Genomic DNA, 23111 nt, shown 5'->3' with positions numbered 1-23111 from the left:
ATGTCAACGGCGGCAATCCGAGCGTGGCACGGATTTCGGGCGATCAGTTCGGCACGGTTAAGGAAAGGTTGAGAGCGGGTTTCTCTGTTTCCGCGCTGGCTGCGTGCGGGGAAACACGGTCGCTGGTGATCAGCCCGTTAGGTGTGTCGAGATTCAGGTCAGGCCGCGCCGACAATGGTGGCTTCCGAGAACCGGAGCGGAGCGTACTTCAGTACGTGAGCCCACATGACCCGAAATCAAGATCGATTTCGGTCATGCGCGAAATCAAAGTTCTACAGCGTCCTTTGCGCGCCCAAGAGGGCGCGCGGCGCTGTAGGGAAGCGCAGGAAACCGCCGTTCGCAGGCCGGCTGAATATCGATACACCTAAAGCGGAACAACCTTGCCGTCGGCGAGCGTGACGCGACGGTCCATGCGCGAGGCAAGCTCGTGATTGTGGGTGGCGATCAGCGCCGCCAGGCCCGACTGCCGGACCAGTGCCCCCAGTGCCTCGAACACATAGGAGGCGGTGACCGGGTCGAGGTTGCCGGTCGGCTCGTCGGCCAGCAGCACCAGCGGCGCATTGGCGACGGCGCGCGCGATGGCGACGCGCTGTTGCTCACCGCCAGACAGTTCCGACGGCCGGTGCTGCGCGCGTTTGCCGATCTGCATATAGTCGAGCAGTTGCGCCGACCGCTCGGCAGCCTCCTTGCGCGTCAGCCCTTTTATCAGTTGCGGCATCATGATGTTTTCCAGCGCCGTGAACTCCGGCAGCAGGTGATGGAACTGATAGACGAAGCCGACATCGTTGCGGCGGATCGCCGTGCGCTCGTCGTCGGAAAGCCGCCCGCAGGCGCGGCCGGCGAGAATGACATCACCGACGTCCGGCCGCTCCAGCAGTCCGGCGGTGTGCAACAGCGTCGATTTGCCGGTGCCCGAAGGCGCCACCAGCGCCACGATCTCACCGCGCTTCAGCGAAAAGTCGGCGCCGTTGAGGATGGTCAGCTTGCGCGGCCCCTGGACATAGTGCCGCTCGACGCTCTTCAGCTCGATAATGGCCTCGGCCATCATTCGTACCTCAGCGCTTCGACCGGATCGAGCCTGGCCGCGCGCCATGCCGGAAACAGCGTCGCCAGGAACGACAGCACCAGCGCCATCAGCACCACCGAGATCGTCTCGCTGGCGTCCATGCGGGCAGGCAACTGGCTCAGGAAGTAGAGCTCGGGATTGAACAGCCTTTCGCCGGCCAGCCAGGAGAAGAACTGGCGAATGCGCTCGACGTTCAGGCAGATGATGACGCCGAGGAGGACGCCGGCGAGGGTCCCCACCACGCCGATCGCCGCCCCCGTCATCAGGAAGATGCGCAGGATCGCGCCGCGCGTGGCGCCCATGGTGCGCAGGATGGCGATATCGTGGCCCTTGTCCTTGACCAGCATGATCAGCCCCGAAATGATGTTGAGCGCCGCGACCAGCACGATCAGCGTCAGGATCATGAACATGACGTTGCGCTCCACTTGCAGCGCATCGAAGAATGTCCGGTTGCGTTCTCGCCAGTCGACCATGGTTATCGGCCGCTGCGACGCCTCCTCGACCTTCGGCTTCAGCGCATCGACATTGTCGGGACTGTCGACATAGATCTCGATCGCCTGGGCCAGGCCATCCATGTTGAAATAGAGCTGTGCTTCCGAAAACGGCATATAGACGATAGAGCTGTCATATTCCGACATGCCGACCTCGAAGATCGCCGTGATCGGGTAACCCTTCATGCGCGGTGTCGTGCCGAGCGGCGTCACATCGCCGTCGGGCGCGATCAGCGTGATGGTGTCGCCGAGCACAAGACCGAGATTGTCGGCCATGCGGCTGCCGATGGCGACGCCTTCGCCTGTGTCGAAGCCGGCGATCGACCCCTGCTTGATATTGTTGGCGACGATTGAAATCTTGCCCAGATCCTCGCCGCGGATCCCGCGCACGAGCGCCCCCGACCCGCCGCCGACATTGCCTTGCGCCAGCACCTGGCCGTCGATCAGCGGAATGGCGTATTGGACGCCGGGCACGCCGTTGATGCGGCCGGCGATCTGCGCATAGTCCTCCAGCGGCATGTCGAGCGGCTGCACAATCAGATGACCGTTGACGCCGAGGATGCGCGTCAGAAGCTCGGCGCGAAAGCCGTTCATCACAGCCATCACCACGATCAGCGTGGCGACGCCCAGCATGATGCCGAGAAACGAGATCGAGGCAATGACGGAGATCACCGTCTCCTTGCGGCGCGAGCGCAGATAGCGCCACGCGACCATGCGTTCAAACACGGAAAAAGCTCCGGCGGCCATGGGTTTAGCTGCTGCCGCTCCACTCATAAGGCAAGACCGAAGCGTTTCTTCACGTCCGCGACCGGCAGCGTTTCACGCTCGCCGTTCCTGCGGTTCTTGATCTCGACCTCGCCGGCGGCGACGCCGCGCGGCCCGACGATCACCTGCCACGGCAGTCCGATCAGGTCGGCTGTGGCGAACTTGCCGCCCGGCCGCTGATCGGTGTCGTCGTAGAGCACGTCCTTGCCGACGGCGACAAACGCCGCATAGAGTTCATCGCAGATGCGGTCGCAGTCGGCGTCGCCGGCTTTCATATTGATCAGGCCGATGTCGAAAGGCGCCACCGCCTCCGGCCAGATGATGCCGTTGTCGTCGTGGCTGGCCTCGATGATCGCCGCGACCAGCCGCGTCGGGCCGATGCCGTAGGAACCTCCGGAAGCAAAATGATCCTTGCCGTCGGGCCCGGTCACCTTGGCGCCCATCGGCTTCGAATATTTGTCGCCGAAATGGAAGATGTGGCCGACCTCGATGCCGCGCGCCGAGACCCGGTCGCTTGTCGCGACCTTCTCCCACCCCGCCTCGTCGTGCATTTCGTCGGTCGCCGCATAGGGCGTCGTCCATTTCTGGACGATGTCGCCGATCTCGGCATCGTTGGAGAAGTCCGTGTCCGCCCCCGGCACATCAAGTGCGAGATAGTCGCGATGGCAATAGACCTGGCTCTCGCCGGTGTCGGCCAGGATGATGAATTCGTGGCTGAGGTCGCCGCCGATCGGCCCGGTGTCGGCACGCATCGGGATTGCCTGCAGCCCCATGCGCGTGAACGTCCTGAGATAGGACACGAACATCCTGTTATAGGCCGCCCTGGCGCTTTCGAAGTCGAGATCGAAGGAATAGGCGTCCTTCATCAGGAACTCTCTGCTGCGCATGACGCCGAAGCGCGGCCGCACCTCGTCGCGGAACTTCCACTGGATGTGATAGAGATTGAGCGGCAGATCCTTGTAGGACTTCACATAGGCGCGGAAAATCTCGGTGACCACCTCCTCGTTGGTCGGCCCATAGAGCATGTCCCGATCCTGCCGGTCCTTGATGCGCAGCATCTCCTTGCCATAGTCGTCATAGCGGCCGCTTTCGCGCCACAGCTCGGCCGACTGGATGGTCGGCATCAGGATCTCAAGCGCGCCGGCCCGGTCCTGCTCCTCGCGAACGATCCGGCAGACCTTGTCCAGCACCCTCTTGCCGAGCGGCAGCCAGGAAAAACTGCCTTGCCCCTGCTGGCGGATCATGCCGGCGCGCAGCATCAGCCGGTGCGAGACGATTTCCGCCTCGCGCGGATTTTCTTTAAGGATAGGCAGGAAATAGCGCGACAAACGCATGGACCGGTCCGTGAGAGAGAGGATTGCCGCACCGGAATCGGCGCAGCGCAGGCTTGCTTGCCCCGGCTTCATAGCCATTTCATGACGGAATGGAAACCCGCCCCCCCAAGCCAACTGGCAGCCAACTGGGCGCCCGATGGGGCGTCGCAAAGGCGCCGCAGTGCCGCGTTTGCCTTGCTGGTCGTTTCGCAAGCAACGCCTGCCATACTATTGTGCAGTGCAGCACGAGATTGCTTATTTCCGGGCAAAATTCTGCGTGACATTTTCACCCGGCTTGGTCTAATGTGCGCCGATAAACGAGAGGGCGGAAAGAAATCTGCTCTCCTACGCGGTCAAAGTCTTGGGAGGATGCGATCTAGGCGCGGTTACTCGCTGCCGCCGGATACCGGAAACAGATCGGACGCGTTTAAATTGCAAGGCCTCGTGCCTTGCATTTTTTTTGTGCAATCATTTGGTTAGCACGACAAATTGCTAAACCACTTTACCTGGTCCCCAGCACAGCCGGTTAGGAACCTGCATCGGCTTCCAGCCCGGATTGGTGCTCGCATGCAAGATGTGGCCAGCCGTACCCGGCGGTCTAGTTTTCGGGACTCCGACTGAAATCCGGCACGATGTGCGGGATGTCGTCGATGCCGAGGCCGAGCCCCCGCGTCATGCCATAAAAGATGCCAAGCAGAACCAGTGTGACGATCGTCGTCCGCAGCACCGCGCGCAGCATATGCGGTCCGCGCGGCGCGCTGGATACCGTGCCCAGCGTCACGTCCTCATCCTCATCCTGCGTCCTCAGGCTGAACGGCAGGATGGCGAACAGCACCACCCACCATGTGATGAAGAACAGGGCGAGAAATGAAACCCAGCTCATGCTTGCTCCAGTTCGACCAGCGTGCCGAAGAAATCCTTGGGATGCAGGAAAAGCACCGGCTTGCCGTGCGCCCCGGTCTTCGGGTTGCCGTCGCCCAGGACGCGGGCGCCGCTGGCGATGAGGTGATCACGCGCGGCAAGAATGTCGTCGACCTCATAGCACAGATGATGCACGCCGCCCGAGGGGTTCTTCTCGAGGAATGCCGCGATCGGCGAACCCTCACCAAGCGGCTCCAGCAATTCGATCTTGGTATCGCCGACATCGACGAACACCACCGTCACGCCATGCTCCGGCAGCGCCTGCGGCGCCGTCACCCGAGCGCCGAGCGTGTCGCGATAAGCCGCTGTCGCCGCAGCCAGATCCGGCACGGCAAGCGCGACATGGTTCAGGCGTCCAAGCATTGGTTTTCCTCAGGGCAGTAAGGTAATAGGGCAGTATGGGAGTAGGGAAAAACGACTTTCTCCCCCTACTGCCGTACTGCCCTACTCCCCTATTCCCTTACCTTGTGACGAACACCGTCACCAGCGGCTTCTTGCCCCAGGCTTCATTGGCGGCGCCACGGACGGCGCGGCGCACTGCCTCCTGCACGAGGTCGAGATCTCTTCGGCGCTGACGGGGGATGGAGTCCACGGCGCCGATTGCCGCATCGATCATCAGGTCCTCCAGGCTCTCGCCGCGGCCATCGGCCTCGGCGACGCCGATGGCGACCAGATCGGGATCGCCGGCGAGCTCATATTTGTCGTCGAGCACGACATTTACCGCGACATGGCCGGCGAAAGACAGCTTGCGCCGGTCGCGAATGCCCATCGCCTGGTCGGTGCCGATCAGCCTGCCGTCCTTGTAGATGCGGCCGAACGGCACCTGGTCGATGATCGCCGCCGCACCGGGATAGAGCCGTAGCATGTCGCCGTTGCGCACCTGCGCCACCTGGCCGATGCCGGACACCGACATCAGCGATCCCTGCGCCACCAGATGCGCCGCCTCGCCATGCACGGGAACGCCGATCTGCGGCCGCACCCATTCATACATCTTGCGCAGCTCGCTGCGGCGCGGATGGCCCGAGACATGCACCAGCGCATCACCGTCCTCGATGATCTTGATGCCGAGATCGATCAGACGGTTCTTGATCTCGAGGATACCCTTCTCGTTGCCGGGAATGGTGCGCGAGGAAAACACCACCGTGTCGCCTGCCGTCAGCGACACCGATTTCATCTCCTCGCGCGACAGTTTCGCCAGTGCCGCAAGCGGCTCGCCCTGGCTGCCGGTGCAGATGATGACGAGGTTTTCGCGCGGGATGAAGCCAAAGTCCTCTTCGGCGATGAATTCGGGCAGCCCATCCATGTAGCCGAGTTCGCCGGCAACATCGATGACCCGCTTCAGCGAGCGGCCGAGCACCAGGCACTGCCGGCCGGCATCGCGTGCCGCCTTGGCAATGGAGACGATGCGTCCGACATTGGAGGAAAAAGTGGTGACCGCAACGCGGCCCTTGGCGTTCTGGATGACGCCCTTGAGGCCCTCGCCAACCGCGACTTCCGACGGCGACACCCCTTCCCGCAGCGCATTGGTGGAATCGCAGATCAACGCCAGCACGCCGTTGTCGCCATAGGCGCGAAAGCGCGCCTCGTCGGTCAGCGGACCGATCGTCGGCGCCGGATCGATCTTCCAATCACCGGTGTGGATGACGGTGCCAGCCGGCGAGGTGATCGCCAGCGACATCGGCTCGGGGATCGAATGGGCGACCGGGATGGCCTCGATCTCGAACGGGCCGACGCTGAACTTTTCACCGGCGCGGTAGATCGTCACCGGGATCTTTGGTGCGCCCTGCTCGCCCTGCCGCTTGGCTTCCAGCAATCCAGCGCCAAACGGCGTCATCCAGACCGGCGCCTTGAGCTTCGGCCATGTGTCGAGCAGCGCGCCGTAATGGTCCTCATGCGCGTGCGTGATGACGATGCCGCGCAGATTGGCGACGTTCTCCTCGATGAAGCGCGTGTCGGGCAGCACCAGGTCGACGCCAGGCAGGCTGGCATCGGGAAAGGTCACGCCGACATCGACCACGATCCATTCACGCGCATTGGCTGGCCCGTAGCCATAGAGGGCGAAGTTCATGCCGATCTCGCCGACGCCGCCAAGCGGCACGAAGACGAGTTCGGCGTTTTCCGCTGTCGCCATGATCATTCCTTTCCTGGCCGGTCAACCCAAGCCCGTCAAAATCTGGGGCCAGTCAAACCTGAGCCCGTAAAAAACTTGGCCTGTCAAAACCTTGGCCTGCCAAACCTGGGGGGCCCGTCAAACCTGGGCCGACGCGACCGCACCGAAATGCACGTCGCCGGCGGCGATCGTCAGAACCGAACCCTCATCGTCGCGGATCACGAAACGGCAGTCCTCGTCAATGGTCTCGAACGTGCCGCGCACCACATTACCGTCAATTCTGACAGCAACCTGCCCGCCAAGCCCTGCCGCGCGCGCCAGCCAGCGCCGCCTGACGGCGGCCAACCCGCGCCCATCGTTCCACAGCCGCGCATTCTCGCTCCAGGCATCCGACAGCGCCAGAAACAATGTCTCGGCATCGCAAGCAGCGCCCAGCGCGCTAAGCGATGTCGCGGGATAAGGCAAATCCTTGGGGTATGCCACCACATTGACACCGATGCCGACCGCCACCGCAAAGCGATCGCCTTCGAGTATCGCCGATTCCAGCAGGATGCCGGCAAGCTTGGCGCCGGAGGCAAGCACATCGTTCGGCCATTTCAGCTCGAAACGGTTTTTTCCATCGCTGCCGCCGTCGAGGCCGATTGCGATCCTGCCCTTCGGCACGACGGCGTCGAGCGCATCGGCCAGCGCCAGCCCGGCGACGAAGCCGAGCGTCGCGGCGAGGCGAAGCTCGGCATTGGTGACCACCAGCAGCGTCGCCGCCAGATTGCCCTCGGGGGTCGCCCAGACCCGGCCGCGCCGGCCACGCCCGCTTTCCTGTTTTTTCGAAACGACCCAGAGCTTGCCCGGATCTCCCGCCCGCGCACGGTCGAGCGCCAGCGCATTGGTAGAACCGACGGTGTCATGTGCCTCGAGCCGGAACCCTTCCGAGGCCGCTGTTGGAGCCAGCCGAAATGCCATCCCGTCAGAAGAATGTCTTGGCGGCGGCTTCGGCATAGGTGCCGATCGGCCCGCCGATCAGCACATAAAACAGCACGAAGGCGCCGCAGACGCCAAGCACGATGCGAAGCTCGGTCGCCATCGGCACGAAGCCGCCGACCGCTTCGTCGAACCACATGATCTTGATGATCCGCAGATAATAATAAGCGCCCACCACCGAGGCCAGCACGCCGATGATCGCCAGCGCGTAGAGGTTGGCGTTGATGGCGGCAAGGAACACGTACCACTTCCCCCAGAAGCCGGCGAGCGGCGGAATGCCGGCCAGCGAGAACATCAGGATGGTCAGGATCGTCGCCATGATCGGATTGGTCGACGACAGCCCGGCGAGATCGCTGATCTGTTCGACATTGCCTTCCTTGCGCCGCATGGCGAGGATGAAGGCGAAGGTGCCGAGCGTCATCACCAGATAGATCAGCATGTAGATGGCGACGCCGCGCACGCCGGCCTGGCTGTTGGCGGCGAGGCCGACCAGAGCGTAGCCCATATGGCCGATCGAGGAATAGGCCATCAGCCGCTTGATGTTGGTCTGGCCGATAGCCGCAAAGGCGCCGAGCAGCATCGAGGCGATCGAGATGAAGACGATGATCTGCTGCCAGTCGGCGGCGATCGGCTGGAAGGCGTCCATGGTGACGCGCACGATCAGCGCCATCGCCGCCATCTTCGGCGCCGCCGCGAGGAAGGCCGTCACCGGCGTCGGCGCGCCTTCATAGACGTCGGGCGTCCACATGTGGAACGGCACCGCCGATATCTTGAAGGCGAGGCCGGCCAGCACGAAGACCAGGCCGAACACCAGGCCAAGCTGCCGCTCGCCGCCGCCAAGTGCTGCGGCGATCTCCTGGAAGCCGGTGTTGCCGGTGTAGCCGTAGACGAGGCTGATGCCGTAGAGCAGCATGCCGGACGACAGCGCGCCGAGGACGAAATATTTCAACCCCGCCTCGGTCGAGCGCAGATTGTCCCGGTTGATCGCCGCCAGCACGTAGATTGCCAGCGACTGCAGTTCGAGGCCGAGATAAAGCCCGATCATGCCGTTGGCCGAGATCATCAGCATCATGCCGAGCGTGCACAGCAGGATCAGCACCGGATACTCGAACTTGTCGAAATGCTCCGCCTTGGCGAAGCGCATCGACATGACCAGCGTCACCGCCGACCCGACCAGCGCCAGCACCTTCATGAAGCGGGCGAAGGGATCCTGGACGAAGGCTTCGCCGTAAGCGTTGCCCTGCCCGGTGGAAAAGATCGTCCAGACGCCGGCAACCACCAGGACGGCCACGGCAAGGCCGCTGACCGTGGTGGTGGTGTTGGCGCGCGAATAGGCGCCGAGCATCAGCAGCGCCAGGGCGCCGACGGCGAGGATCAGCTCTGGCGTCGACAGCGACAGGCTGGAGAGAAGGTCCGGCGTCATGGTTCGCAAACCTCTCGGGTCAGTTCGCCGCCGCGGTCTGCGCGGTGTCGATGGATGCGGTGACATTGGTGACGAGCGCCTTGACCGATGCGGCAGTCGCGTCGAAGACCGGCGCCGGGTAGACGCCGAAGAAGATGACCAGCACGGCCAGCGGGTAGATGATCACCTTCTCGCGCGTCGACAGGTCGAGCAGGCCTTTCAGGCTGTCCTTGGTCAGCGCGCCGAAGATCACCCGGCGATACAGCCACAGCGCATAGGCCGCCGACAGGATGACGCCGGTGGCGGCGAAGAACGCCACCCAGGTGTTGACCCGGAACACGCCGAGCATGGTCAGGAACTCGCCGACGAAGCCGCTGGTGCCGGGCAGGCCCACATTGGCCATGGTGAAGATCATGAACACGGTGGCGTATTTCGGCATGTTGTTGACCAGCCCGCCATAGGCGTCGATGTCGCGCGTGTGCATGCGGTCGTAGATGACGCCGACGCACAGGAACAGCGCGCCGGAGACCAGGCCGTGCGACAGCATCTGGAAGATCGCCCCCTGGACGCCTTCCTGGTTCATCGCGAAGATGCCCATGGTGACGAAGCCCATATGGGCGACCGACGAATAGGCGATCAGCTTCTTCATGTCCTCCTGCATCAACGCCACCAGCGAGGTGTAGATGATGGCGACGACGGACAGCGCGAAGACCAGCGGCGCAAACATCTCCGAGGCGATCGGAAACATCGGCAGGGAGAAGCGCAGGAAGCCGTATCCGCCCATCTTCAGCAGGATGGCGGCCAGGATCACGGAACCGGCCGTCGGCGCCTCGACATGGGCGTCCGGCAGCCAGGTGTGCACCGGCCACATCGGCATCTTCACGGCGAAGGAGGCGAAGAAGGCGAGCCATAGCCAGGTCTGCATGGAGGCCGGGAAGTTGTGCGTCAGCAGGGTCGGGATGTCGGTGGTGGCGGACTGGAAGAACATCGCCATGATGGCGAGCAGCATCAGCACCGAGCCGGCCAGCGTGTAGAGGAAGAACTTGAACGAGGCGTAGACGCGCCGCTTGCCGCCCCACACGCCGATGATGATGAACATCGGGATCAGGCCGGCTTCGAAGAAGACGTAGAACAAGACGATGTCGAGCGCGCAGAACACGCCGATCATCAGCGTCTCCAGCAGCAGGAAGGCGATCATGTAGGCCTTGACGCGCTTCTCGATCGATTCCCACGAAGCCAGGATGCAGAGCGGCATCAGGAAGGTGGTCAGGATGACGAAAAGCATCGAGATGCCGTCGACGCCCATATGGTAGGAGATGCCGGAATCCAGCCAGGCAAACTTCTCGACGAACTGGAAGCCGGGCTCCGCATTGTCGAAGCCGGTCCAGATGAACAGCGAGACGATGAAGGTGATACCAGTCGTCCACAACGCAATGGCGCGGATGTTGCGGCGGGCATTCACGCTGTCGTCATTGATCAGCAGAATGGACAGCACACCAACCAGCGGCAGGAAGGTGACCAGCGAGAGGATCGGCCAGGCGGTCATCAGAGCATCATCCAGGTGACGAATGCGGCAACGCCGATCAGCATGGCGAAGGCATAGTGATAGAGGTAGCCGGTCTGCAGTTTGACGACCCGGTTGGTGACGTCGACGACGCGCGCCGAAACCCCGTCAGGACCAAGTCCGTCGATCACGGTGCCGTCGCCGGTCTTCCACAGGAAGTGGCCGAGGCGTTTTGCCGGCCGCACGAACAGGAAGTCGAAGAGTTCGTCGAAATACCACTTGTTGAGCAGGAAGGCGTAGAGCCCGCGATGCTGCGCCGCCAGGTTCTTCGGCATTTCCGGCGCGCGGATGTAGAATTGCCAGGCAATCGCAAAGCCGATCAGCATGGCGACGAACGGCGACAGCTTCACCCAAAACGGCACTTCGTGGATGTCGTGCAGGATGTGGTTTTCCGGCAGCGTGAACAGCGACGCCTTCCAGAACTCGGCATAGCCCTCGCCGATGAAGGCGCCATGGAAGATCACGCCGGCGAACAGGGCGCCCGCCGCCAGGATGTACAGCGGCACCAGCATGACCGGCGGTGATTCATGGACGTGGTGCATGACCTCGTGGCTCGCCCGCGGCTGGCCGTGGAAGGTCATGAAGATCAGCCGCCAGGAATAGAAGCTGGTGAAGCAGGCGGCGACGACCAGCAGCACGAAGGCAAGGCCGGCGACCGGATTGTGCGCGGCAAAGGCGCTTTCGATGATCGCGTCCTTGGAGAAGAAGCCGGCGGTGCCGATGACCGTCACCGGAATGCCGACGCCGGTCAGCGCCAGCGTGCCGATCACCATCATCCAGTAGGTCTTCGGAATGAGCGTTCTAAGGCCGCCCATCCTGCGCATGTCCTGTTCATCCGAGACGGCGTGGATCACCGAGCCGGAGCCAAGGAACAGCAGCGCCTTGAAGAAGGCATGCGTGAACAGATGGAAGATCGCCGCGCCATAGGCGCCGACGCCGAGCGCCACGAACATGTAGCCGAGCTGCGAGCAGGTCGAATAGGCGATGACGCGCTTGATGTCGTTCTGGACAAGGCCGACGGTCGCCGCGAAGAAGGCGGTGAAGGCGCCGATGAAGGTGACCACGATCAGCGCCGAATGCGACAGTTCGAACAGCGGCGACAGCCGCGCCAGCATGAACACGCCGGCCGTCACCATGGTGGCGGCATGGATGAGCGCCGAGACCGGCGTCGGGCCTTCCATGGCGTCGGGCAGCCAGGTGTGCAGCGGCACCTGGGCCGACTTGCCCATGGCGCCCATGAACAGCAAGAGGCAGACGACGGTCATCGCAGCCTGCTTGTCGAGCGCATAGCCGAGGAAGGTCAGTACGGCAGCGCTCTCGGAGCCGCCTTCGGCCGGAATGAACGTCGCCGCATTGGCGAAGATGGTGCCGAGATTGACCGAGCCGAACAGCACGAACACGCCGAAGATGCCGAGCGCGAATCCGAAATCGCCGACGCGGTTGACGACGAAGGCCTTGATCGCGGCGGCATTGGCCGACGGCTTCTTGTACCAGAAGCCGATCAGCAGATAGGAGGCGAGGCCGACGCCTTCCCAGCCGAAGAACATCTGCACGAGGTTGTCGGCCGTCACCAGCATCAGCATGGCGAAGGTGAACAGCGACAGATAGGCGAAGAAGCGCGGCCGGTTCGGGTCGTGATGCATGTAGCCGATCGAGTAGATGTGGACCAGCGCCGACACCGTGTTGACGACGACCAGCATCACCACCGTCAGCGTGTCGATGCGCAGTGCCCATGCGGCTTCCAACCCGCCCGACTGGATCCAGCGCAGCACCGGCACGGTGAACACCTCGCCCTCGCCGAAGCCGACGGCGAAGAAGGCGACCCACGACAGCACGGCTGATATCACCAGGAAGCCGGAGGTGATGTATTCGGACGCCTTGGCGCCGAGCGACGTGCCGAACAGGCCGACGATCAGGAAGCCGAGCAGAGGAAGGAAGACGATGGCCTGATACATGGTGGTTTCCGTCAACCCTTCATCATGTTCACGTCTTCGACCGCGATCGAGCCGCGGTTGCGGAAGAAGACGACGAGAATGGCGAGGCCGATCGCCGCTTCAGCCGCTGCGACCGTCAGCACGAACAGCGCGAACACCTGTCCGACGAGATCGCCTAGCGCTGCCGAGAAGGCGACGAAATTGATGTTGACCGCAAGCAGGATCAGCTCGATCGACATCAGGATGACGATGATGTTCCTGCGGTTGAGAAAAATGCCGAACACGCCGAGCGTGAACAGGATCGCCGATACGGTCAGATAATGTGCGATGCCGACGACCATCTCAGATTCCTTCGCCCGTCTTGACCTTGCGGATTTCCATTCCCGTTGCCGGCGTGCGGCCGACCTGGGCGGCGATCGACTGCCGCTTGATGCCCGGCTTGTGGCGCAGCGTCAGCACGATGGCGCCGATCATGGCGACCAGCAGCACAAGGCCGGCAATCTGGAAGTAGTAGAGGTAGTCGGTGTAGAGGATGTCGCCGAGCGCTGCCGTGTTCGAGCGCGCGGCAAGGTCCGGAATGGGTTTTGCAACCGTCGCCGCCAGTTGCGGCGCGAATGTATAGCCGCCGAGCACGACGATCAGCTCAGCCGCCAGGATCAGCCCGACCAGCGCGCCGATCGGCGCGTATTGCAGGGCGCCTTCTTTCATCTCGGCGAAATCGACGTCGAGCATCATGACGACGAACAGGAACAGCACCATGACTGCGCCGACATAGACGACGAGCAGGATCATCGCCAGGAACTCGGCGCCGGTCAGCATGAACAGGCCCGCGGCATTGAAGAAGGTCAGGATCAGGAACAGCACCGAATGCACGGGATTGCGCGCCGAAATGACCATGAACGCCGACGCCACCGCGACAAAGGCGAAGAGGTAGAAAAAGGCCGCCTCTAGTCCATTCAGCATGGGTTCCCCCGGGTTCCTGTTGGACCGGCTTTCGCACTGTCCGTTGTGTGCTTCGTTCCGCCTCCGGTGCCGAAGCCGCGTGTTCCTTAGACGAGGCCTCTCGCCTCGTCCATGCGTCAAATGTCAGCGGTACGGCGCGTCCAGCGAGATGTTGCGCGCCAGTTCGCGCTCCCAGCGGTCGCCATTGGCCAGGAGCTTGTCCTTGTCGTAATAAAGTTCCTCGCGCGTCTCGGTCGCGAATTCGAAATTCGGCCCCTCGACGATGGCGTCGACCGGGCAGGCCTCCTGGCAGAAGCCGCAATAGATGCACTTCACCATATCGATGTCGTAGCGCACCGTGCGGCGGGTGCCGTCGTTGCGGCGCGGGCCGGCCTCGATGGTGATCGCCTGCGCCGGGCAGATCGCCTCGCACAATTTGCAGGCGATGCAGCGTTCCTCGCCGTTCGGATAGCGGCGCAGCGCATGCTCGCCGCGAAAGCGCGGGCTGGTCGGCCCCTTTTCGTGCGGGTAGTTGATCGTCTCCTTCGGCGCGAAGAACTGGCGCATCGACAGGAAGAAGGCGCTGACGAAATCCTGCAGCAGCAGCGATTTTGCGGCTTGAGACAGCGTGCTCATTCAGCACCCCCAAACATTTGCAACGCGACTGCGGCGCCCATGACGCCACACGCAAGCGGAGAAACCACAAGGTAGAGTCTACGGATCAAATGCTCGCGCATTTGCTTCTCGTCGACGGAAAGGGGCAATCCAAGTCCCTTAGAACGCCCAAACATGTGCAACGCAGTCGGCAACGCGAAAATAGACGTCAGCCATGCCACCGAGGCGCCAGCAGCGGCGCCAAGCACCAGGATTGCCGAATCGCCCATCACGCAAACCCCGTGATCTTGAGGAACGCGGCGACAATCACCACCATCGCCAGCGAGATCGGCAGGAAGACCTTCCAGCCGAGCCGCATCAGTTGGTCGTAGCGGTAGCGCGGCACGAAGGCCTTCACCATCGAGATCATGAAGAACACCAGGCAGACCTTGAGCACGAACCAGATCAGCCCCGGCACCCAGGTGAAGGGAGCGAAGTCGAAGGGCGGCAGCCAGCCGCCGAGGAACAGGATGGTTGCCAGCGCGCACATCAGCACGATGGCGACATACTCGCCGAGGAAGAACAGCAGGAACGGCGTCGACGAATACTCAACCATATGGCCGGCGACGAGTTCCGATTCGGCTTCCACAAGGTCGAAAGGCGGGCGGTTCGTCTCGGCCAGCGCCGAGATGAAGAAGATGACGAACATCGGGAACAGCGACAGCCAATGCCAGTCGAGGAAAGTGTTGGGCAGGCCAACCCGCGTGCCCAGCCCATCCTGCTGCGACAGCACGATGTCGGAAAGGTTGAGCGAGCCGACGCAAAGCAGCACGGTGACGATGACGAAGCCGATCGAGACCTCGTACGACACCATCTGCGCCGCCGAGCGCAGCGCGCCGAGGAACGGATATTTCGAGTTGGACGCCCAGCCGCCCATGATCACGCCATAGACCTCGAGCGAGGAGATGGCGAAGACATAGAGGATGCCAACATTGACGTTGGCGATCGCCCAGCCCTCGTTGACCGGAATCACCGCCCAGGCCGAGATCGCCAGAACCGCCGAAACCAGCGGCGCCAGCAGAAAAACGCCCTTGTTGGCGCCGGACGGAATCACCGGCTCCTTGAACACGAACTTCAGAAGGTCGGCGAAAGCCTGCAGCGTGCCCCATGGGCCGACGACGTTCGGGCCGCGGCGCAGTTGCACCGCCGCCCAGATTTTGCGGTCCGCGTACAGGATGTAGGCGACGAAGATCAACAGCACGACGATCAGCACGACTGACTTCAGCAGGATGAGCAGCGCCGGCAGCACGTAGAAGGAGAAGAAGGTGTCCATGCTATTCCGCCGCCTGCCTAAAACCGTTTTTCGCCAGCGCCGAGCACTCCGCCATCACTGCGGAAGCCCGCGCGATCGGGTTGGTCAGGTAGAAGTCCTTGACCGGCGAGGTGAAGCTGTCCTTGCCAAGCCGCCCGCCAAGCTTCGCCACCTCAGCGATATCGTCAGCATTGCCGGCCGCGACCTGGTCGATGCGGGCAAGATGCGGGTATTCGCCATAGAGTTTTGCACGCAGCTGCGGCAGCGAATCGAACGACAATCTCTTGCCCAGCACATCCGACAGCGCCCGCAGGATCGCCCAGTCCTCGCGCGCATCGCCCGGCGCGAAGCCGGCGCGGTTGGTCTGTTGCACCCGGCCCTCGGTGTTGACGTAGGTGCCCGATTTTTCGGTATAGGCGGCGCCCGGCAGGATGACGTCGGCGCGGTGCGCGCCGTGGTCGCCATGCGTGCCGATATAGACGACGAAGGCGCCGCCGGTGCTGGCCATGTCGATCTCGTCGGCGCCGAGCAGGAACAAAACGTCCATCTCGCCCAGCATGCCGGCGACGTTCTTGCCGCCCTCGCCCGGCACGAAGCCGATATCGAGACCGCCGACACGCGCCGCCGCAGTGTGCAGCACGGCAAAGCCGTTCCAGTCGGCTCTCGCAGCATTGACGGCCAGGCTGAGCTTCGCCGCCTGGCCGAGCACGGCCGCGCCGTCCGAGCGCGACAGCGCGCCCTGACCGACGATCACAAGCGGATGCGTCGCCTGCTTCAGCACCTGGAAGAATTTGCCGTTGCCGTCGGCCAGATCCCTGAGCGATTCCGGTCCGGCGCCGACCTGCTCATAGTCGTAGCGCGTATCGCCGACATCGCCGATGACGCCGACCGGCAGGTTGCCGAGCCGCCAGCGCTTGCGGATGCGGGCGTTGAGCAAGGAAGCCTCGAAGCGCGGATTGGCGCCGATGATCAGCACCGCGTCGGCCTGCTCGATGCCCTCGATGGTCGGGTTGAAGAGATAGCTTGCCCGGCCGAGCGACGGATCGAGCGCGGCGCCATCCTGGCGGCAGTCGGTGTTCTTCGAGCCGAGCGAGGCCATCAGCAGCTTCAGCGCATAGATCTCCTCGACGGCGGCGAGATCGCCTGATATGGCGCCGATCTTGTCGGGCGCGGTGCTCGACACCGCTTCCTTGATCGCGGAAAAAGCCTCGGCCCAGCTTGCCGGGGCCAGCTTGCCGTTCTTGCGGACATATGGCCGGTCGAGGCGCTGGGTGCGCAAGCCGTCCCAGATGAAGCGGGTCTTGTCGGAAATCCACTCCTCGTTCACCGCCTCGTTGGTGCGCGGCAGGATGCGCATCACCTCGCGGCCTCTGGAATCGACGCGGATCGCCGAGCCGACTGCGTCCATGACATCGATGGATTCGGTCTTGGTCAGTTCCCACGGCCGCGCCTGGAAGGCGTAGGGTTTGGAGGTCAGCGCACCGACCGGGCAGAGGTCGATGACGTTGCCCTGCAGTTCCGATGTCATCGCGCTTTCGAGATAGGTGGTGATTTCGGCGTCCTCACCGCGGCCGATCAGGCCGAGCTCGGAAATGCCGGCAATTTCGGTGGTGAAGCGGACGCAGCGCGTGCAATGGATGCAGCGGTTCATGATCGTCTTGACCAGCGGCCCGATATACTTGTCTTCGACCGCCCGCTTGTTCTCGTGATAGCGCGAGGAATCGACGCCGAACGCCATCGCCTGGTCCTGCAGGTCGCACTCGCCGCCCTGGTCGCAGATCGGGCAATCGAGCGGATGGTTGATCAGCAGGAATTCCATCACGCCTTCCCGGGCCTTCTTGACCATCGGCGTGTTGGTGAAAATTTCCGGCGTTTCGCCATTTGGTCCCGGACGCAGATCGCGCACGCCCATGGCGCAGGACGCCTGCGGCTTGGGCGGCCCGCCCTTCACCTCGATCAGGCACATGCGGCAATTGCCGGCGATCGACAGCCGCTCATGGAAGCAGAAGCGCGGCACTTCGGCGCCGGCGTCCTCGGCTGCCTGCAGCAGCGTGTAGTGGTCGGGTACAGTAATCTCTTTCCCGTCGACCTTGAGCTTTGCCATCAATTGCCCCCGGCGGTCTTCGCCGTCTCATATGCCTGGAACAGGTCTTCAAGGCTGATGCCGTTGATCATCATGCCCGCAACCTGCGCGTTTTCTATCTTCACGTTGCTCATGTTCACGTTGGTGAAATACGCGTTCGAAAGATTGGCGTCTTCCACCTTGGTGTTGCTCAGGTTGGTGCGGTGGATCCTGGCCGCCGACAGGTTGACGTCGTGAAACCGGGTGTTCGACATGTTGACGTCATCGAAACTGGAATTGCTGACGATGGCGTTTCGCACGTCGAGAACATCGCGCCTGTCGTGGACCTCCATCGCGTCGCCTACCTCTCGGCCTTGGCGGCCAGCGCCGCCGCCTGGCCAAGCCAGTTGTCGCGACCGATGCGGCCCTTGAACGACAGATAGTCGTCGACCCAGGCGATCTCTTCCGGCGTCCATGTCGCGATCTGGCCGTAGGTCCAGATGCCCAGGCCGTTCAGCACCTGTTCCAGCTTCGGCCCGATGCCCGATATTGCCTTGAGGTCTGCCGGGTTTTCCGGACGATCCATTGCCTTGGGCTGCTTGAAATCCTCCGGCATCAACCCGGCCGGTGCGGCAGCCGCATCCACCACGCTGCGTGCATCATCCATGCTGTTCGCGGCTATGTCATTCACGTTCCTGGCGAAGGACTGCGCCTCGGCGATCAAGGTTTTCGTCGCCGCGCGCGCCTTGGTCGAGGAGCTTGTCCCTGTCTGCGAAAAGCGTTCTACCCTGGCATCGAAATCGTCGACGATCGGCTGGAAGAGCCGCTGCGAGGCCTCGGCGGCTCCCGAGAGCACGCCCATCCACAACCCAAAGGCATGATTGGCAAGCCCGATGCCGAGCGCCGACATCGCTGCCGCACCCGCGACAGGGTGCGCCAGGAGATTGACGGCGCTGGCCATCTCCTTCGGCATCATCCTGGTCAGGTCCTGGTTCATCTTCTCGAACGGGTCCAAATCTGGCATCAAATGTTCGGGTCTCGAATTCAGCGACATAGGTAGTCTCCTGGTCGTTTCTTCCGTATGCCCCGGCCTGTTTCCTCAGATCGGGCTCTCGCCCGTATTTCAGATCGGGCATTCGCCCGTATCTCAAATCGGGCACTTGCCCGTATTTCAGATCGGGCATTCGCCCGTCTTTCAACTCTCGTCTATTCCGCCGCCACCATCACCGGCTCAGTCCGGTGCGCATTGCGCGAAAACTCGTCGATACGCCGCTCAACCTCGCCGCGGAAATGCCGCATCAGGCCCTGGATCGGCCACGCCGCCGCATCGCCCAGCGCGCAGATCGTGTGGCCTTCGACCTGTTTGGTCACGTCGAGCAGCATGTCGATCTCGCGCTTCTGCGCCTCGCCGCGCACCAGCCGCTCCATCACCCGCCACATCCAGCCGGTGCCTTCGCGGCACGGTGTGCACTGGCCGCAGCTCTCGTGCTTGTAGAAGTAGGAAAGCCGGGCGATCGCCTTCACGATATCTGTCGATTTGTCCATGACGATGACAGCCGCCGTGCCGAGACCCGATTTCAGGTCGCGCAGCGCATCGAAATCCATCGGTGCATCGATGATCTGCTCCGCCGGCACCAGCGGCACCGAAGCGCCGCCCGGAATGACCGCCAGCAGATTGTCCCAGCCGCCGCGAATGCCGCCGCAATGCGTCTCGATCAGCTCGCGGAACGGGATCGACATCGCCTCTTCGACGGTGCACGGCGTGTTGACGTGGCCCGAAACGCAGAACAGCTTGGTGCCGACGTTGTTGGGCCGGCCGATGGACGAGAACCAGGCAGCGCCACGGCGCAAAATGGTCGGCGCCACCGCGATCGACTCGACATTGTTGACGGTCGTCGGGCAGCCATAGAGGCCGACATTGGCCGGAAACGGCGGTTTCAGCCGCGGCTGGCCCTTCTTGCCTTCGAGGCTTTCGAGCAGCGCCGTTTCCTCGCCGCAGATATAGGCGCCGGCGCCATGGTGCATGTAGATGTCGAAATCGTAGCCGGACGTGTTGTTCTTGCCGATCAGCTTGGCCGCATAGGCCTCGTCGATGGCGCGCTGCAGCGCCTCGCGCTCGCGGATGAACTCGCCGCGCACATAGATATAGGCGGCGATCGCGCCCATGGCGAAGCCGGCGATCAGGCAGCCCTCGACCAGCGTATGCGGATCGTGGCGCAATATGTCGCGGTCCTTGCAGGTGCCGGGCTCGGATTCGTCGGCGTTGACGACGAGATAGCTCGGCCGGCCGTCGCTCTGCTTGGGCATGAACGACCATTTTAGCCCGGTCGGGAAGCCGGCGCCGCCGCGGCCGCGCAGGCCTGATGCCTTCATCTCGTTGACGATCCAGTCGCGCCCCTTGGCGATGATGCCGGGCGTGTTGTCCCAGGCGCCGCGCGCCATCGCACCGGCCAGCGACTTGTCGAAGCGGCCGTAGATGTTGTTGAAGATGCGGTCTCTGTCCTGAAGCATTGTTCGTCCCTCAGACCGGCTTCTTGCCGAAGACGCGGATATATTCGGCGACCCCGCCCTTGGCCAGCGCCTTGGCCTGCTTGACCCAATCTTCGCGCTCGATGCGTCCCCTCAGGCTGAGATAGCCGTCGACCCACGCGCGCTCGGCCTTGGTCCATGACGCGACTTGCACATAGGTGAAGATACCAAGTGAATGCAGGGTGCCTTCGATATTCGGGCCGACGCCCGAGATCAGCTTGAGATCGTCGACCAGTGCCGGCCTGGCGATGCCGGCCGGACGGTTCTTGTCCTCGAGCGAAGGTTTGCCCGTCTTGGCACTGGTCGTCTTGACGGGTTTTTTGCCGGCAGCGCCGATCGGCGCTTCCTTCAACTCCGGCGCCTTGAAAGCAGCCGCTGGCTCAGCCTTGACTATCGGACCGCTGCGCTGTTTCAAAACCTTTTCGACTTCCGGCGCGGCCTTGTTGGCGTTGGCCGCCGAATGCCGCGGTGCTCTGACGCTCGCCGCCTTTTCCGTCTCCGGTGCGACCTTTGCCGGAGAAGGCGTCTCCAGCGCCGGGCTGGTTTCGGGCGCATCGGTCTTCGGCTTGCTGGCTTTCGAAGGCGCAACGGGGGCCGCCGGTGCCTGTACGGCCGGAGCCGCTGGCGTCGCGACAATTGCCGCTGGTGCAGCCGCCCTGGCGGCCTTGGCAGCTGCCTTGGCGTCCCTGTCGCGGGTGGTCTTCAGGATTGCCTTTTCGCTCTTCAGCGTCGTCAGGCCGGTGATCGGCTCGGAGGTGATGCGGCCGTTCTGCGGCCCAGGCGTCACCGAAGCGCCCTTGCCGGCATCATAGAGGTCGATGATCTCGGCAAGCCGCTCCGGTGTCAGATCCTCGAAAGTATCCTTGAAAATCATCACCATCGGCGCGTTGACGCAGGCGCCAAGGCATTCGACCTCTTCCCACGACAGCGTGCCCTTGTCGTTGGTGTGGAACTGGTCGTGATGGATTTTCGAGCGGCACAAATCCATCAGCGCTTCCGAGCCGCGCAGCATGCAGGGCGTGGTGCCGCAGACCTGGATATGCGCGCGGGTGCCGACCGGGTTGAGCTGGTACTGCGTGTAGAAGGTCGCGACCTCGAGCCCCCTGATGTAGGGCATATCGAGCATGTCGGAGATCGTCTCGATCGCCGCTTTGGTCACCCAGCCTTCCTGCTCCTGCGCCAGCATCAGCAACGGGATGATCGCCGACTGCTCGCGGCCCTTCGGATATTTCTTGATCCATTGCTTCGCCGCTGCCGCATTCGCCCGGTTAAAGGCGAAGGAGGCTGGCTGGAGGCTGGCTTCTGCGAGACGGCGGACTGACATTTATCGATCGACCTCACCAAACACGATGTCGAGGGAGCCGAGAACGGCGGTGACGTCGGCCAGCATGTGGCCGCGGCACAAAAAATCCATGGCCTGCAGATGCGCGAAGCCCGGCGCGCGCAGCTTGCAGCGATAGGGTTTGTTGGTGCCGTCCGAGACCAGATAGACGCCGAACTCACCTTTCGGCGCTTCCACCGCCGCATAGACCTCGCCGGCCGGCACGCGATAGCCCTCGGTGTAGAGCTTGAAGTGATGGATCAGCGCTTCCATCGAGCGCTTCATCGCCGCGCGCTTCGGCGGCACCACCTTGCCGTCGAAGTTCGACACCGGTCCCGTGCCCTCCTTGCCGAGCAGCAGGTCGACGCACTGGCGCATGATTTTCGCCGACTGGCGCATCTCTTCCATGCGCACGAGATAACGGTCGTAGCAGTCGCCGTTCTTGCCGATCGGAATGTCGAAATCCATCTCGGCATAGCATTCGTAAGGCTGCGACTTGCGCAGATCCCAAGCGACGCCGGAGCCGCGCACCATGACGCCGGAAAAGCCCCAGGCCCAGGCGTCGGCCAGCGAGACGGTGCCGATGTCGACATTGCGCTGCTTGAAGATGCGGTTGCCGGTGAGCAACGCGTCGAGGTCGTCGAGCGATTTCAGGAACGGGTCGATCCAGTTGCCGATATCCTCGACCAGCTGCTGCGGCAGGTCCTGGTGGACGCCGCCGGGCCGGAAATAGGCGGCATGCATGCGCGAGCCGCTGGCCCGCTCATAAAACACCATCAGCTTTTCGCGCTCGACAAAGCCCCATAGCGGCGGCGTCAGCGCGCCGACATCCATTGCCTGTGTCGTCACATTGAGGATGTGCGACATGATGCGGCCGATCTCGCAATAGAGCACGCGGATCAGCTGGCCGCGCTTCGGCACCTCGATGCCGAGCAACCGCTCGGCGGCCAGCGCAAAGGCATGCTCCTGGTTCATCGGCGCGCAATAGTCGAGCCGGTCGAGATAGGGCACGGCCTGCAAATAGGTCTTGGCTTCGATCAGCTTCTCGGTGCCGCGATGCAACAGCCCGATATGCGGATCGACGCGATCGACGACTTCGCCGTCCAACTCAAGAACCAGCCTCAAAACACCATGCGCTGCAGGGTGTTGAGGTCCAAAGTTGATGTTAAAATTGCGGACGGAGGTTTCAGCCATTCTGGCGTCTCAATTCGTCTTGGCTTTTTCGTCGCCTGGAAGGACGTAATCCGTCCCCTCCCAGGGGCTGAGAAAATCGAAATTGCGGAATTCCTGTTTCAATTCCACCGGCTCGTAGATGACGCGCTTGGCCTCGTCGTCGTAGCGCACCTCGACGAAACCGGTCAGCGGGAAATCCTTGCGCAGCGGATGACCTTCGAAGCCGTAGTCGGTCAGGATCCTGCGCAAATCGGGGTGGCCCGAGAACAGCACGCCATAGAGATCGTAGGTCTCGCGTTCGAACCAGTCGGCGCCCGGAAACACACCGGTGATAGACGGCACCACCGTCTCCTCGTCGGCCTGCACCTTGATGCGGATGCGAATATTCTGCTTCGGCGACAGCAGGTGATAGACGACGTCGAAGCGCTTGGCCCGCGACGGATAATCGGCGCCGCAGACGTCGATGATCGAGATGAACTGGCATTTTGGATCGTCGCGAAGGAAGCGCACCACCTCGATCAGATCGTGCGGCTCGAGCGAGATCGTGAGTTCGCCATAGGCAAGCACCGCATCGCCGATCCGGCCGCTCAGCTTCTCGCCGAGATAGGTCGAGAGTTCATTCAGGCTCATCATC

Annotated in this window: 22 protein-coding genes; all 22 read right to left on the bottom strand. The window is 63.0% G+C overall.

What is annotated here, in order from left to right; all coding sequences use genetic code 11:
- Window positions 1-364: 364 nt before the first annotated feature.
- Window positions 365-1048: an ABC transporter ATP-binding protein gene (locus tag AC0L3H_RS19645; protein WP_473586579.1), complete on the bottom strand. Its 684-nt coding sequence runs from the start codon at window positions 1046-1048 to the stop codon at window positions 365-367.
- Complete coding sequence (locus tag AC0L3H_RS19640; protein WP_473586578.1) at window positions 1045-2331, bottom strand: lipoprotein-releasing ABC transporter permease subunit; 1287 nt, start codon at window positions 2329-2331, stop codon at window positions 1045-1047. The genes AC0L3H_RS19645 and AC0L3H_RS19640 overlap by 4 nt, the downstream gene beginning before the upstream one ends.
- On the bottom strand, window positions 2328-3656 hold the full coding sequence (proS, locus tag AC0L3H_RS19635) for a proline--tRNA ligase (protein ID WP_473586577.1): 1329 nt from the start codon (window positions 3654-3656) through the stop codon (window positions 2328-2330). Before proS ends, AC0L3H_RS19640 begins: the two co-directional genes overlap by 4 nt.
- Window positions 3657-4233: 577 nt before the next feature.
- On the bottom strand, window positions 4234-4518 hold the full coding sequence (locus AC0L3H_RS19630; RefSeq protein ID WP_023798870.1) for a DUF1467 family protein: 285 nt from the start codon (window positions 4516-4518) through the stop codon (window positions 4234-4236).
- Window positions 4515-4919: a methylmalonyl-CoA epimerase gene (gene mce, locus AC0L3H_RS19625; protein WP_473586576.1), complete on the bottom strand. Its 405-nt coding sequence runs from the start codon at window positions 4917-4919 to the stop codon at window positions 4515-4517. Before mce ends, AC0L3H_RS19630 begins: the two co-directional genes overlap by 4 nt.
- A gap of 97 nt (window positions 4920-5016) precedes the next feature.
- Window positions 5017-6687 carry a ribonuclease J gene (locus tag AC0L3H_RS19620; RefSeq protein ID WP_473586575.1) on the bottom strand — a complete coding sequence of 557 codons (1671 nt, stop codon included), beginning with the start codon at window positions 6685-6687 and terminating at the stop codon, window positions 5017-5019.
- Window positions 6688-6804: 117 nt separating this feature from the next.
- Window positions 6805-7626 (bottom strand): biotin--[acetyl-CoA-carboxylase] ligase, encoded by an 822-nt coding sequence (locus AC0L3H_RS19615; RefSeq protein ID WP_091594342.1) that lies wholly within the window; start codon window positions 7624-7626, stop codon window positions 6805-6807.
- A 4-nt stretch (window positions 7627-7630) separates the two neighbouring features.
- Complete coding sequence (gene nuoN, locus AC0L3H_RS19610) at window positions 7631-9067, bottom strand: NADH-quinone oxidoreductase subunit NuoN (protein ID WP_473586574.1); 1437 nt, start codon at window positions 9065-9067, stop codon at window positions 7631-7633.
- Window positions 9068-9086: 19 nt separating this feature from the next.
- The gene (locus tag AC0L3H_RS19605) at window positions 9087-10592 is read right to left on the bottom strand and encodes an NADH-quinone oxidoreductase subunit M (RefSeq protein WP_473586573.1); all 1506 of its coding nucleotides are present in this window, start codon (window positions 10590-10592) and stop codon (window positions 9087-9089) included.
- The gene (gene nuoL, locus AC0L3H_RS19600) at window positions 10592-12565 is read right to left on the bottom strand and encodes an NADH-quinone oxidoreductase subunit L (RefSeq protein WP_473586572.1); all 1974 of its coding nucleotides are present in this window, start codon (window positions 12563-12565) and stop codon (window positions 10592-10594) included. The genes AC0L3H_RS19605 and nuoL overlap by 1 nt, the downstream gene beginning before the upstream one ends.
- 11 nt (window positions 12566-12576) lie before the next feature.
- Complete coding sequence (gene nuoK / locus AC0L3H_RS19595) at window positions 12577-12885, bottom strand: NADH-quinone oxidoreductase subunit NuoK (RefSeq protein WP_023798863.1); 309 nt, start codon at window positions 12883-12885, stop codon at window positions 12577-12579.
- A gap of 1 nt (window position 12886) precedes the next feature.
- Window positions 12887-13507 (bottom strand): NADH-quinone oxidoreductase subunit J, encoded by a 621-nt coding sequence (locus AC0L3H_RS19590; protein ID WP_091594336.1) that lies wholly within the window; start codon window positions 13505-13507, stop codon window positions 12887-12889.
- Between the two features lie 123 nt (window positions 13508-13630).
- Window positions 13631-14122, bottom strand: coding sequence for an NADH-quinone oxidoreductase subunit NuoI (gene nuoI / locus AC0L3H_RS19585; RefSeq protein ID WP_287198832.1), 492 nt, complete (start codon window positions 14120-14122; stop codon window positions 13631-13633).
- Complete coding sequence (locus tag AC0L3H_RS19580; RefSeq protein WP_473586571.1) at window positions 14119-14370, bottom strand: hypothetical protein; 252 nt, start codon at window positions 14368-14370, stop codon at window positions 14119-14121. Before AC0L3H_RS19580 ends, nuoI begins: the two co-directional genes overlap by 4 nt.
- Window positions 14370-15413, bottom strand: coding sequence for an NADH-quinone oxidoreductase subunit NuoH (gene nuoH / locus AC0L3H_RS19575; protein WP_023798860.1), 1044 nt, complete (start codon window positions 15411-15413; stop codon window positions 14370-14372). The genes AC0L3H_RS19580 and nuoH overlap by 1 nt, the downstream gene beginning before the upstream one ends.
- Window position 15414: 1 nt before the next feature.
- The gene (gene nuoG / locus AC0L3H_RS19570) at window positions 15415-17496 is read right to left on the bottom strand and encodes an NADH-quinone oxidoreductase subunit NuoG (protein WP_473586570.1); all 2082 of its coding nucleotides are present in this window, start codon (window positions 17494-17496) and stop codon (window positions 15415-15417) included.
- Window positions 17496-17807, bottom strand: coding sequence for a pentapeptide repeat-containing protein (locus tag AC0L3H_RS19565; protein WP_128180400.1), 312 nt, complete (start codon window positions 17805-17807; stop codon window positions 17496-17498). Before AC0L3H_RS19565 ends, nuoG begins: the two co-directional genes overlap by 1 nt.
- Before the next feature lie 8 nt (window positions 17808-17815).
- Window positions 17816-18508: an NADH-ubiquinone dehydrogenase subunit gene (locus AC0L3H_RS19560; protein WP_023798857.1), complete on the bottom strand. Its 693-nt coding sequence runs from the start codon at window positions 18506-18508 to the stop codon at window positions 17816-17818.
- Between the two features lie 152 nt (window positions 18509-18660).
- A complete protein-coding gene (nuoF, locus tag AC0L3H_RS19555; RefSeq protein ID WP_473586569.1) occupies window positions 18661-19965 on the bottom strand; it encodes an NADH-quinone oxidoreductase subunit NuoF in 1305 nt (434 codons plus the stop codon).
- A gap of 10 nt (window positions 19966-19975) precedes the next feature.
- Entirely contained in the window at window positions 19976-21307 is a 1332-nt protein-coding gene (locus AC0L3H_RS19550; RefSeq protein ID WP_473586568.1) for an NADH-quinone oxidoreductase subunit E, read from the bottom strand.
- The gene (locus AC0L3H_RS19545) at window positions 21308-22498 is read right to left on the bottom strand and encodes an NADH-quinone oxidoreductase subunit D (protein WP_473586567.1); all 1191 of its coding nucleotides are present in this window, start codon (window positions 22496-22498) and stop codon (window positions 21308-21310) included.
- A gap of 9 nt (window positions 22499-22507) precedes the next feature.
- A complete protein-coding gene (locus tag AC0L3H_RS19540; protein WP_473586566.1) occupies window positions 22508-23110 on the bottom strand; it encodes an NADH-quinone oxidoreductase subunit C in 603 nt (200 codons plus the stop codon).
- Window position 23111 lies beyond the last annotated feature (1 nt).

The organism is Mesorhizobium sp. WSM4816 (assembly GCF_055811535.1).
This window is presented reverse-complemented; position numbering and strand designations above follow the sequence as displayed.